The 12,570-nt window shown below is 38.6% G+C and carries 11 protein-coding genes and 1 pseudogene; 9 read left to right on the top strand and 3 right to left on the bottom strand.

All coding sequences use genetic code 11. The features are described from left to right. The first annotated feature begins 7 nt into the window (after positions 1-7). Both B1R93_RS19420 and B1R93_RS19415 read left to right on the top strand, forming a co-directional pair. Entirely contained in the window at positions 8-799 is a 792-nt protein-coding gene (locus B1R93_RS19420; protein ID WP_088105591.1) for an alpha/beta hydrolase, read from the top strand. A gap of 5 nt (positions 800-804) precedes the next feature. Next, positions 805-1,605 carry an alpha/beta hydrolase gene (locus tag B1R93_RS19415; RefSeq protein WP_088105590.1) on the top strand — a complete coding sequence of 267 codons (801 nt, stop codon included), beginning with the start codon at positions 805-807 and terminating at the stop codon, positions 1,603-1,605. Positions 1,606-1,723: 118 nt separating this feature from the next. Here the strand turns inward: B1R93_RS19415 and B1R93_RS19410 are convergent, their stop codons facing one another. Next, entirely contained in the window at positions 1,724-2,266 is a 543-nt protein-coding gene (locus B1R93_RS19410; RefSeq protein ID WP_088105589.1) for a cysteine hydrolase family protein, read from the bottom strand. Between the two features lie 173 nt (positions 2,267-2,439). On the opposite strand from B1R93_RS19410, the gene B1R93_RS19405 reads away from it, so the two are divergent. From B1R93_RS19405 to B1R93_RS19390, 4 genes and pseudogenes are all read left to right on the top strand, one after another. Beyond that, on the top strand, positions 2,440-2,733 hold the full coding sequence (locus B1R93_RS19405) for a DUF6509 family protein (protein WP_088105588.1): 294 nt from the start codon (positions 2,440-2,442) through the stop codon (positions 2,731-2,733). Positions 2,734-3,310: 577 nt separating this feature from the next. Beyond that, a complete protein-coding gene (gene pflB, locus B1R93_RS19400) occupies positions 3,311-5,536 on the top strand; it encodes a formate C-acetyltransferase (RefSeq protein ID WP_088105587.1) in 2,226 nt (741 codons plus the stop codon). 61 nt (positions 5,537-5,597) lie between these two features. Then, complete coding sequence (gene pflA / locus B1R93_RS19395; RefSeq protein WP_088105586.1) at positions 5,598-6,326, top strand: pyruvate formate-lyase-activating protein; 729 nt, start codon at positions 5,598-5,600, stop codon at positions 6,324-6,326. A 453-nt stretch (positions 6,327-6,779) separates the two neighbouring features. Then, positions 6,780-8,282, top strand: a pseudogene (locus B1R93_RS19390) (IS1182 family transposase). Here B1R93_RS19390 and B1R93_RS19385 read toward each other — a convergent pair. Beyond that, positions 8,243-8,959 (bottom strand): Crp/Fnr family transcriptional regulator, encoded by a 717-nt coding sequence (locus B1R93_RS19385; protein ID WP_088105585.1) that lies wholly within the window; start codon positions 8,957-8,959, stop codon positions 8,243-8,245. The pseudogene B1R93_RS19390 and the gene B1R93_RS19385 overlap by 40 nt on opposite strands. A gap of 186 nt (positions 8,960-9,145) precedes the next feature. Between B1R93_RS19385 and B1R93_RS19380 the strand changes: the two genes are divergently transcribed. Next, on the top strand, positions 9,146-9,754 hold the full coding sequence (locus B1R93_RS19380; protein ID WP_088105584.1) for a molybdenum cofactor guanylyltransferase: 609 nt from the start codon (positions 9,146-9,148) through the stop codon (positions 9,752-9,754). A gap of 156 nt (positions 9,755-9,910) precedes the next feature. Here the strand turns inward: B1R93_RS19380 and B1R93_RS19375 are convergent, their stop codons facing one another. Continuing rightward, on the bottom strand, positions 9,911-11,197 hold the full coding sequence (locus B1R93_RS19375) for an MFS transporter (RefSeq protein WP_088105583.1): 1,287 nt from the start codon (positions 11,195-11,197) through the stop codon (positions 9,911-9,913). Positions 11,198-11,409: 212 nt separating this feature from the next. Here B1R93_RS19375 and B1R93_RS19370 point away from each other — a divergent pair, with 212 nt between their 5' ends. Both B1R93_RS19370 and B1R93_RS19365 read left to right on the top strand, forming a co-directional pair. After that, the gene (locus B1R93_RS19370) at positions 11,410-11,715 is read left to right on the top strand and encodes a nitrite reductase (NAD(P)H) small subunit (protein ID WP_088105582.1); all 306 of its coding nucleotides are present in this window, start codon (positions 11,410-11,412) and stop codon (positions 11,713-11,715) included. Positions 11,716-11,827: 112 nt separating this feature from the next. Further along, a complete protein-coding gene (locus B1R93_RS19365; RefSeq protein ID WP_088105581.1) occupies positions 11,828-12,532 on the top strand; it encodes a Crp/Fnr family transcriptional regulator in 705 nt (234 codons plus the stop codon). The last annotated feature ends 38 nt before the right edge of the window (positions 12,533-12,570 follow it).

The raw sequence follows: 12,570 nt of genomic DNA, 5'->3' as shown, positions 1-12,570 counted from the left end.
GGTATCTATGGCTTGGCTTCATGTTCATTATCATTCTGAGGTACTTGGCATGCCAGTACCGATGGAAGTTTTACTACCTCAGCACATTGCGGGAGGAGCGCATACGGTGAAAGATCCTGGACCGTATCAAACCCTATATTTATTACACGGTATGAGTGACAATCAATCAACTTGGATGAGACGAACGAGCATAGAGCGATATGTTGAAGGACGACCACTTGCTATTATTATGCCAGCAGGGCATCTCGGTTGGTATACTGATATGGCTTATGGTCGCAAGTACTTTACGTTCATTACAGAAGAATTGCCATTGATTTGCGAAAGAATGTTTCCGCTTTCAGATAAGAGAGAGGATCGATTTATCGCGGGCCTTTCAATGGGAGGCTATGGGGCGATGAAAGCTGGATTGGTAAAGCCTGAAACATATCGTGCAGCTGCCTCATTTTCGGGTGTAATGGATATCCTTAAATTGAACGAAAGACTAGAATTATTAGAGCGCTCATTTATTGAAAATATTTTCGGCAACCAGGAAGCAATGAAAGGGAGTGTAAATGACCTTTTTGCCAATGCAGAACGTCTTGCTCAATCCGATCAGGAGAGACCAGAATTATATATGTGGTGTGGAACGGAGGATTTTCTCTACGAGCATAATGTAAGATTTAAGGATCATGCCTTGAAGCTAGGGTTGCCTCTTACATATGAGGAAGGACCTGGTGATCACACGTGGAAGCATTGGGACCGTTGCATTGAACATATTTTAACAAACTGGTTGCCAGTACGACAAACGGCTAAGGGGTGAACTAGATGGCTTTAATTGAAACGCATGTTTTCTCAGAGGTGTTAGGAATGGAAATGGAGGTTAATGTCATATTACCTCAAGAGAAACAGCCGTATTCAGGAGATGGGAAGCTCCCGGTTCTTTGGTTATTACATGGTGGCTCAGGTGATCATACTGCATGGTTACGAATGAGCAGCATTGAGCGCTATGCATTAGAGTATGGAATAGCTGTTATCTCTCCAGGGGTTCATCATTCCTGTTATGTTGACATGACACATGGTGGAAAATACTTTAGCTATATGACAGAGGAGCTTCCAGCTGTTCTAAGACATATGTTTCCAAGGCTCTCGTCTAAACGTGAGGACAATTACATTTCGGGCCTATCTAATGGAGGCTACGGCTGTTTGAAGCTAGGCCTAGCAAGACCAGATTTGTATGCGGCCATCGGTGCGTTCTCAGCTGGAGATAAATCTGACATCGCATTTGAAAACGATGGCTCAAAGCGTGCCTATGATCGAATTCTCTTATTTGGTGAAGGTGATATTAAAGAGACGAAGAATGATCTAAAGCATTTAGGGCGTGAAGCAATTAAGAATGGTGGGGAGCTACCAAGGGTTTATCATGCGTGCGGTAGCCTTGACCCGTGGCTAGATTTAAATGAGAAGGTCAAAGAATTTTTTATCGCTCTTGAAGGAAACCCGTATCATTACCAATACCACCTGGCAGAAGGCTATGACCATACGTGGGATTTTTGGGACATGGAAATAATTCGATTTTTTAAGTATCTAGGCTTAGAGAGGAATAAGGAAAAGTATATTGGAATCTAATTAATCTAGAACAAACCTCCCCAAAATATATGGTGTTGTCTCCATTTGCTAAACGCCTTACGATGAGAGTTTTTTCATCGTAAGGCGTTTAAAGAGGAGAGCTGCGACGCCCGAATGTTTAACCGATAATTTCTGTATGAAAGCAAGTGTTCATATGGTGCATCATCGTTTCGCCTAGGTTTGTAAAGGTCGCACACCCTTGTTTATGAATCGCTGTTTTAAAGCCTTCAGCATTCGCACCGGCAATTGTAAGAAAATCACATATATCTGTACAAACTCCGACAACATGAACCTTATCAACGCCAGCGTCACGCAGTTGTTGAGCCAAGTTCGTATTGAAGAAGGCATTATAGTCGGTTTTAGGTACATAGCGAAGTTGATTGTTGTTTTTATTCTGTTCATACCAATCCGCTAAATCACCATATAGGGTTTGACCTTTTGTACCAACAACATTATGTGGAGGCCAAAGGTCAAAATGTGCGTCATTCTCTTCATGAGCATCCATCGTAATAAAAACAAGCTTCCCATCTGTTAAAAACGTGTTTGCTAGCTCAATAATATATGGAATGATCTTTTGAGCGGGTTTTCCAACCGTTAAATTCCCATTGTCTGCAACAAAATCATGGCTCATATCAACAATAAGCAATGCTTCATTCGGCATTAAATCATCTCCTAGTTCTATTTGTTATTATCGTATCATCGAAGACAGGTTATGGCTATTTTTGTTATTTAATGCGAAAATAAATTTTAAAGAACATAGTTGAATCATAAATCTCATGAAGAAAGAGAAAGCTCTATAAGAAGAATAGTCATAAGAAACACGGGGGGATACGAATGGAAATTGTTAGCCATGAAGTTGAAAAAATTAACGATCCAACAGGAATATTAACAGGGGAACGGTATGAGTTTCATCTTAACGTTGAAGTGCCAGAAGATGATGAATTATTTTCTGTGCATGGTCTTTATATAAGAGTGATTATCGCAGACGATCAAGAAGTAAGCATGAAGCAGTATCAGATATACGAAAAAGGAACAGACCGGTACCTTGATTTTGATTTAGAAGAAGAGGAACTTGACCTAGTTCAGCAATATTGTTATCAATATCTTGCTGAATTAAAAAATTCTTGAGGGTGATTTATAGCTCTCAAGTTTTTTTATTTCGTGATCAACATCACATCTTAAATACTATAAGTTATTCACACTAAAAGTTGTAAGTTAGAAATGAAGGGTTGAATTGGCAGTTTGTGAAATTTCACCAAGAGGTAAGAGCCAAAAAAACGATGCTACTGTCACTTTCTTTTAAAATCAGTTCTTCTAGACTCCAAACGCTGTGGATGAAAAGACATATGGAAAAAAGGTAGAATATTTAGCTGAAAAAGCGTTTGAAGATCAGTGTATAACAGCTAATCCAAAGCTTCCTTAGTTAGTGAACTAGTAGAAGTGTACAGAGCAGCCTATAAAGGTGTGTAAAAGTTATTGGGCATCTGAAGGAGGGAAATCACCTTTAGATGTCCTTTCTAATTTAACGACAACATTCGTTCGAAATTTCGTCAAAAAAAAGAGAGGTAAAAAGTGATATTAATCACATTTATAAATTCAGAAAAACGGTATTCTATCAATGTAAGGGAAACATTAGTCATCTATTTGACAACACTTGTGAATCACTTCACAAATAGTTCATATTACGAAAGCGAGGGATTTGGTAATGTCTTACTGGAGAACCTTTAAAGAAGGTAAATGGCAAGAAGATGTTAATGTCCGCGATTTTATTCAACTAAATTATACATTATATAATGGCACTGATTCATTTTTAGAGGGGGCAACCGATAGTACAAATCAATTATGGAAGCAGATTATGGAACTTACCAAGCAAGAGCGTGAAAATGGCGGCGTGTTAAATATGGATACATCGATCGTTTCTACCATTGTCTCTCATGGTCCAGGTTTTTTGAATAGGAAACTTGAAAAAGTCGTCGGTTTACAAACCGATGTTCCATTTAAACGTTCTTTACAACCTTTTGGCGGGATCCGCATGGCACAGGATGCATGTCAAGCTTATGGCTACGAAGTGGAACCCGAAGTCGTTGATATTTTTACAAAATACCGGAAAACACATAACCAAGGTGTATTTGATGCTTACACGCCTGAAATGAGAATGGCGCGCAAAGCTGGTATCATTACAGGCTTACCTGATGCATATGGTCGTGGACGGATTATCGGTGACTATCGTCGCGTTGCATTATATGGTGTTGATTTTCTCATAAGTCAAAAACAAAAAGACTTAGAAGCGACAGGTAAAACGATGACAGAAGAGGTGATCCGAGACCGCGAAGAAATTCAGGAACAAATTAAAGCATTGTATGAGTTAAAAGAAATGGCCACTTCTTACGGGTTTGATATTACTAAACCAGCCCAAAATGCGAAAGAGGCCTTTCAATGGTTATATTTCGGCTATTTAGCAGCTATTAAAGAACAAAATGGTGCAGCGATGAGTTTAGGCCGTGTATCAACTTTCTTAGACATCTACATTGAACGGGATTTACAAGAAGGTACACTAACAGAGGTAGAAGCTCAAGAACTAGTCGATCACTTTGTAATGAAGCTTCGACTTGTTAAATTTGCAAGAACGCCAGACTACAATGAACTCTTTAGTGGAGATCCAACATGGGTTACTGAATCAATCGCTGGTGTCGGAGTCGATGGAAGATCGCTTGTCACGAAAAATTCATTTCGCTTCCTGCATACTCTAGATAATCTAGGGCCAGCACCTGAGCCCAACTTAACGATTCTTTGGTCAAAACATTTACCACAAAATTTCAAAAATTATTGTGCGCAAATGTCCATTAAAACAAGTTCAGTGCAGTACGAAAATGATGATATTATGCGGCCACAGTTTGGGGATGATTACGGAATTGCATGCTGTGTAAGTGCAATGAGAATTGGGAAGCAAATGCAATTCTTTGGAGCGCGCGCCAATTTAGCAAAAGCTCTCCTCTATGCGATAAATGGCGGCGTTGATGAGATGATAAAAACACAAATCGGGCCAAGTCTTGCACCAATCAGCTCTGAATATTTAGATTATGATGAGGTAATGAAAAATTACGACAAAATGATGGATTGGTTAGCGGAGCTTTACATTAACACATTAAATGTAATTCATTATATGCATGATAAATATAGCTGCGAGCGCATTGAAATGGCCTTACACGATAAGGAGATTCTCCGTACAATGGCTACAGGGATTGCCGGCTTATCTGTTGCGGCAGATAGTTTAAGTGCAATTAAATATGCAAAGGTAAAGCCAATTCGAAATGAGCTAGGGCTCGTTGTAGACTTTGAGATGGAAGGCGACTATCCGAAATACGGAAATAACGATGATAGAGTGGATAGCATGGCAGTCTGGCTCGTAAAAACATTCATGGAAAAGCTTAAAAAGCATCAAACGTACCGTAATTCTGTTACAACAATGTCTGTATTAACGATTACTAGTAATGTCGTCTATGGAAAGAAGACAGGGAATACCCCTGACGGCAGAAGAGCAGGCGAACCATTTGCGCCAGGGGCAAATCCGCTTCATGGTCGTGACAAAAAAGGTGCACTTGCTTCATTAACGTCTGTTGCAAAAATTCCGTATGAGCATTCTTTAGACGGTGTATCTAATACATTTAGTATCGTTCCAAAGGCATTAGGAAAAGAAAACCAAGACCAAACGAATAATTTAGTTGGGATTTTAGATGGGTACTCAAAACAAGGTGGTCACCATCTAAATATTAACGTCTTTAATCGTGATACTTTACTAGATGCAATGGAACACCCAGAAAAGTATCCGCAATTAACGATTCGTGTGTCAGGTTATGCAGTCAATTTCATCAAGTTAACTCGTGAACAACAAATTGATGTGATTAACCGTACGTTCCACGAATCACTATAAAAAACTAAACGGGAATCCCCATTATTGGGGATTTGCGTTTTCAAGAAGAAGAGGGATTTGTATGAACGGTCGTATTCATTCAATAGAAACCTGTGGTACAGTCGATGGACCTGGTTTACGTTATATCGTATTTATGCAAGGCTGTCTTTTGCGTTGTCAGTATTGCCATAACCCAGATACATGGAAAGTCGGGCATGGTAAAGAGATTTCAGTAGATGATATTATCAGGGATCTGCAACATTATCTCCCGTATTTTGAAAGCAGCGGGGGTGGGATTACGGTGTCTGGTGGAGAGCCGTTACTTCATTTGGATTTTTTAACAGAACTCTTTATGAAGTGTAAAGAGCTTGGCATTCACACAACGATTGATTCTTCGGGAGGCTGTTTTCAGGAGCATCCAGAGTTTTTATTGAAATTAGATAAATTACTAGCTTTAACGGACCTCGTGTTACTAGACATTAAGCATATAGATTCTGGTAAACACGTGAACTTGACAGGTATGAAGAATGAGCATATTTTAACCTTTGCGAAATTGCTGTCTTCAAAAAAAATACCAGTCTGGATCCGCCATGTCTTAGTTCCGGGATTAACTGATAACGAAGCTGATTTAACTCAATTAAAGGAGTTTATTGATAGCCTTGATAATGTCCAAAAGGTAGAAGTGCTACCTTATCATAAATTGGGGGTTTATAAGTGGAAGGAGTTAGGATTAGAATATCCTCTCGAAGGCGTAGAACCTCCAACAGAAGAGCGTATTAACATCGCAAAATCGATATTACAAAAACACTAAGGGCTGTTATACTTGCCTTATGTGTTAAAGAGGCTTTATGAAATTCAGAATGTACTCGTTTTTATTTCGGTACCTTTAAAAGCACAGTAAAATACATGCAGAACGAAAAAAGCTCAGCTACAAGCTGAGCTTCAGCTTGTCGACAAAGTCTCTATAACGAGACAGTCGACAAGCTTTTGTATTTTTGTGGGATTGCCATGAAAAGACGCTTCGAATCCGCTACCGGGATGGGGGGCACGCTTTCCGCAGGCGGGCGTGGAACTAACCGGCTCCGCCGGTGGATTTCCACCTGCCCTTTCCTCCTGCAGGAGTCGGCCCTCCCATCCCGTCCGCTATTTCAGATGAGAAATACGAGTCCACTTCCTTTTTAACATCCTTCATACTCACAAATGCGAGACAGTTGACTGGTTTTTTTCTATAATACGGATGAATACAAGACTGGGTGAATGGGCGATGATGTCAAAAAAGTTGGAAGATAAGCGGATGCAAATGGAGATGGTCTGGATTGAAAATTAGTTCCTGAAGACCACCTTGTTCGTAAATTGGATCATTCGATGGAATTTGATTTTATCTATGACATCGTCAAAGATTTATACTCTTCTAATAAAGGGCGTCCAAGTGTGGATCCGGTAGTTTTAGTTAAAATGGTCTTTATTCAATATGTGTTCGGTATTCGATCGATGCGTCAGACCATTAAAGAGATTGAAACCAATGTTGCATATCGATGGTTTTTAGGGTTTGGATTCGAGGATAAAATCCCTCACTTTTCTATATTCGGTAAAAATTATGCTTGTCGATTCAGGGACAGTGATGTGTTTGAACAGATCTTTTTACCGCATTCTACGGAATGCGATGGACAAAGGGTTTGTTAATCCAGAGGTTGCTTTCATCGATTCGACGCACGTCAAGGCGAACGCGAATAAGCGAAAGTTTGGAAAAAAAGTTGTTCGTTGGGTAGCGAGAGCGTACCAGAAACAATTAGAAGAAGAAATTAACGCTGAAAGAGCGGAAAACGGAAAAAAGCCCTTACCTTTGAAGAAGGAGTCGAGAAGGGAGATCAAAGAGAGTACAACGCATCCTGAAAGTGGATACTATGTCAAAAGCGAACGTGAAAAGATGTTTGCCTATAGTTATCACACAGCTTGTGACCGAAATGGTTTCGTCTTAGGAACGATTGTGACTCCTGCCAATGTCCATGATAGTCAAGTATTTCACAAATTATTTGATTAACTAAAAGAGAAAGTGACAAAACCTCAAGTGGTTGCAGTAGATGCTGGATACAAGACACCGAGTATTGCGAAGAAACTTAAAGATGAGGCAACACGAGCTGTCATGCCGTATAAACGTCCAATGACGCCTCCAGGCTATTTCCGAAAACACGAGTTTGTTTATGATGAGTACTATGATTGTTACATATATCCAGAAGATCAGATTCTCCCATATCGAACCACAAACCGAGACGGATATCGAGAGTACATATCGAATCCATCCATTTGTCAGGACTGTCCTGTGTTACACCAATGTACGAAAAGTAAAAACCATCAGAAGCTAGTTTTACGGCACATTTGGCAAGGTGCCTTAGATGATGCTGAACACTTGCGACATACGGATTTAAATAAAGAGATTTACGCGAAGCGGAAGGAAACCATCGAACGCGTCTTTGCCGATCTCAACACAGAAGCATGGTTTGCGTTGGACCAATCTAAAAGGGTTGGAAAATAATTCAATGCAGGCAATGCTTGTTTTCGCTTCCATGAACCTGAAGAAGTTAGCGAATTGGCACTGGTGAAACACTCATCCTCCAGTGTCACTAACCACAAATAAACAAAATCACGTAAAAACGCCTTTGAGAATCTTTTCTCAAAGGCGTTTTGTCTACGGTCTGAAGCTCAGCTACAAGCTGAGCTTTTTATATTTTACATTCTACAGATCTCCAATGGACAATTTTCGCATTGACAAATGTTCTTTAAATGGTCGAGATCATAGATAATGAGAAAACCTTTCTGTTGGTTAATGATGTTATTTGCTTTTAAATCAGAAAGCATGCGATTTACACTTTCTCTTGTGGCACCAATATATTCACCTAGCTCGGCATTTTTAATCTTTCTTGTAATATGAATGGCCCCATTGCGTTCCTCTCCATAAGAATGACTCATCCGAATAAGGGTGGAGGCAAGTGCACCAAGCTTTCCATGAAAGGTCAGATCGCGTAATTTAGATTGTGTTATTTGATTGAGAAGGGACGTCCACTTCAGAAATTCTACAGCAATTTCTCCATGCTGCCATAGAAGAATTTCTAGATCCTTCTGTTGAATAACTCCAACCTTACAATCGGTAACAGCAATCGCATTGTAGCTATAAGAGATGTTAATAAAGCTGCTCATTTCACCAAATAAATCGCCGTTTCTGAACATATTTAAAATATATTCTTTCCCATCTGAAGTTCCTTTTATAATTTTTACGTGTCCCTCTATAATATAAAACAGCTTATTTGCTGTATTACCTTCCCGAAATAAAAAAGTTCCAGATTGAACATATTGTTCATACATAATCTCCGTTAATGCGTGAAGTGTTTTATCTGTAAGATGGTACGTATTTTGATGAATGTTCCGTTCACTTGTTACGTTTATCATAAATACCCCTCCTAAGCATTCCTCTCCTTGAGTATATACAACAACACAAAATAAAAATGTGATAAAAATCACACTTAAGCAATTGGAGCAAAATGATTGTTCAAAACGAAGTGTGATGAAATTAACAGAATTGAACAGCCTTTCGTTTTAAACTAAAAGAGAGAAAAACGTAGAGGAGGTGAAAACATGAACATAACAGGCGTCATCCTTGATACTTCAAATGATACTGAAATGACCGGATTCATTCACATCGGTCAAAAAACATTAATAGAGCATCAAGTAAACGAATTGAAGAAAATTTGTAAAGAGGTCATCCTTGTGACTAGCCACCCTTCTCATTACTTGCCGCTCCTAGGGAACTCGAGCCGCATGATTACAAATTATTTTAAAGGCTCACAAAGGTTAAGTGCATTACATGCAGCATTGTCACTGTCAAAAAATGACTGGTTATGGGTTGTAACATCTGACATGCCATTTTTATCAGCTGATGCTATTTTGTTTATGTATACATTTAAGAAAGAGGGTCTTCAATTAATTACATCAGAGTATAATGGATCGATTCAACCTTTTCATAGTCTCTACGAACGATCATGTGCAGATATTACGAATCAATTACTCGAACAGGAAAATGCAAGCATCATGTCTTTATTAGAAAAAGTAAACTTTAAAGTTATCGACAATGAAAAATTTGAAGCTATTAAAATCGATAAACCTTTTCAACTTAGGGTTAAATCTTTTGAAGATTATCAAGAAGCGAAACGAAATAGTCAAAATGACTCAATCATTTCGATGTAAATAGTCAAAAGGCAAGTAGACGATAACAAGTCTATTGCCTTTTTTGTTGAGAGAATGATAACTTAGAACTTTATTTTGAACCATTCACTTCGTTAAGAAAAGGTTGTTCCAAAAAGTTAAAGTTTGAAACCAACCTTTTGGAACAACCTTATAAAATTAGCATTTTACTTCGGAATTTTTACGTTGGTAATAGTACCAATTTAACAGGATAGAAATGACATAGAAGCCGATAAAAATATAAAGAGCTGAAATGGGTGTTCCTGTCGTAGAGACAGACCAACCAAATAATTGGGGTATGAAGAAAGAACCGTATGCTGCAAAGGCAGCGGTAAAGCCTAAAACAGGTGCAGCTTCTTTTACCGGGAAGATAATCGGAATCATTTGGAAGGTTGAACCAGATCCCATTCCAGCCGCGATAAATAAGATTAAAAATGAAAGCAAGAAACCTGTAAAACTTTTTTGTCCAATAAAGAAGATGACAGATAAAGCACCTAGCATCATAACGAAAAGCACGATTCCTGTTACTTTAGCCCCGCCAAACTTATCTGAAACCCATCCCCCAACCGGGCGAGATATTGCAGCTAAGAAAGCACCTAAAAAGGCTAAAGAAACATATTCAGGAAATTGAGAGCGTAGCAATAATGGAAAAGCTGCTCCATAACCAATAAACGACCCGAATGTAGCTACATATAGTAATGTCATAACCCAAGTGTGCTTTCGTTTTACGATTACAAATTGATCCTTTACGGATTGCTTTGCAGTAGGTAAATTATCCATTCCAAAATAAGCGATGATTGTAAAGACAATAATAGGAATGACCCAAATAAATGCTGCATTTTGTAACCAGATTTCCGTGCCATCAGGTAAAGTCTGACCTTTTCCAGCGATAAATGAAAACGTTCCAATAGTTATAATGAGTGGTGTGACAAATTGAACAACAGACACCCCCATATTTCCTAATCCTCCATTAATGCCAAGAGCTGTTCCTTTTTCTTTCTTTGGAAAAAAGAAGCTCATATTCGCTGAAGCTGAAGAGAAATTACCACCGCCAACACCGCAAAGGGCTGCAAGTGCTAACATGATCCAATAGGGGGTTTCTGGATTTTGAACAGCAAAACCAATTCCGAAAGCAGGTAATGCTAAAATAGCGGTAGAAAACACCACCCAATTTCGTCCTCCAAACTTTCCGACTGCAAATGTATAGACAAAACGTAATGTTGCACCGACTAAACCAGGTGTTGCAGCTAAAGTAAACAATTGGGCTTCTGTAAATTGAAATCCAATGTCATTAAGTCTTGCAGCCACTACTGACCAAATTTGCCAAACGATAAAAGCGAGCATTAATGTCGGTACAGAGATCCAAAGATTTCTTCGAGCATGTTGTTTCCCTTCTTTTTCCCAAAACTCTTCATTTTCAGGGTTCCATTCTTTTATTCGACCCATGTTGATTCCTCCATTGTGTCTAGATTAACTTCTACGTAAATCATACAAAGATGAATGAGGAATGAATGTGATATTGGTCACAAATAAAAGAAGATTAACCGTAAAAATGAGCAAATTATTGGATTCGTATAAATAGAAGAAACTCAGCTTTTTGTCCGGACATTGGCAATAATATGAACGTATTGTGACAGTCAAAAAAATAACATTGTAATTTGTTTCGCAATATTTTTTCTGCATGCGTTTTACCGGTTGGAATTGGGAAAGTAGTCCATATTCAGCATATGGAGCTGGTTTTGTTTCACTTAACCAATGGCCAAGTGCGAGCTATTGAAAATAAAAGTCCACATCCAAAAGGAGGAAGGCTATCAGATGGACTTGTGAGCGGCGAATTTTTGTACTGTCCTTTATATGATTGGAAAATTTCACTTATTGATGGGCAAGTTCAAGCACCAGATAATGGCGTCGTACAAGTATACGAAGTACACATTGATGATGACAGTGTATATATATATTTTTAATGTACCAACGAAGAGGAAGAGCCTTTCACTTCGTTTTTTTGACTTAGAAATGCTTTATTTACTCTTGCAAAAATGCTAGGATGGTTAAAAACATGGAAAAGAGGGCTGTTTCTTGAATCATACACATCAAGTGCGCTTTTTTCAGCAATTAACTCAAGAAAATCAGCAACTACTATTATCTAAAGGCTCTCGACTAAAAGCGAAGGCGGATACGATCCTTTTTTCTGAAGGTGATAAACCTACGTTTATCTATTTAGTAACCACGGGCAACGTTCGTTTAAGTAAAATGACATCAGACGGGAAAGAATTCTCGGCAAAATTATGTCAAGCCGATGACCTTGTAGGTGAAATGGCTTTATTTAACAATTTGGTATTAACTGTAACAGCGACAGTTGTCAAGGATGCTGAGCTTGTTCGCTTTGATGCGAAAGTTCTTGAAGAGGTATTTAAACAAAATGGTGAGATCGCTGTAGCCTTTATGAAATGGAACGCCGTTCATACTCAATCAATTCAATCAAAATTCCGTGATCTCATTTTATGTGGAAAGAAAGGCGGCCTTTATTCAACACTGATTCGCTTTAGTAATTCATACGGAAAATCTCATAAAAAAGGGATATTAATTAACATACAATTGACGAATCAAGATCTAGCAACGTACATTGGTACGACCCGTGAAGGAGTGAACCGGATGATGGTTGAGCTAAAAAAGAACAACATCATTGCGTATGAAAATCATTTCATTATTATTCAAGACATGAAATTTTTAAAAGACTTTTTACAATGTGGAGATTGTCCGGTTGAGATTTGCACGATTTGATTCTTTTTCTCTATATTTTCAGCATCTTAGGAAGTGAA

This window comes from Halalkalibacter urbisdiaboli, assembly GCF_002156385.1.
GTDB lineage: Bacteria > Bacillota > Bacilli > Bacillales > Bacillaceae_D > Halalkalibacter_A > Halalkalibacter_A urbisdiaboli.
Note: the sequence above shows the minus strand (reverse complement) of the source record. Positions and strands in the feature narration are given on the sequence as shown.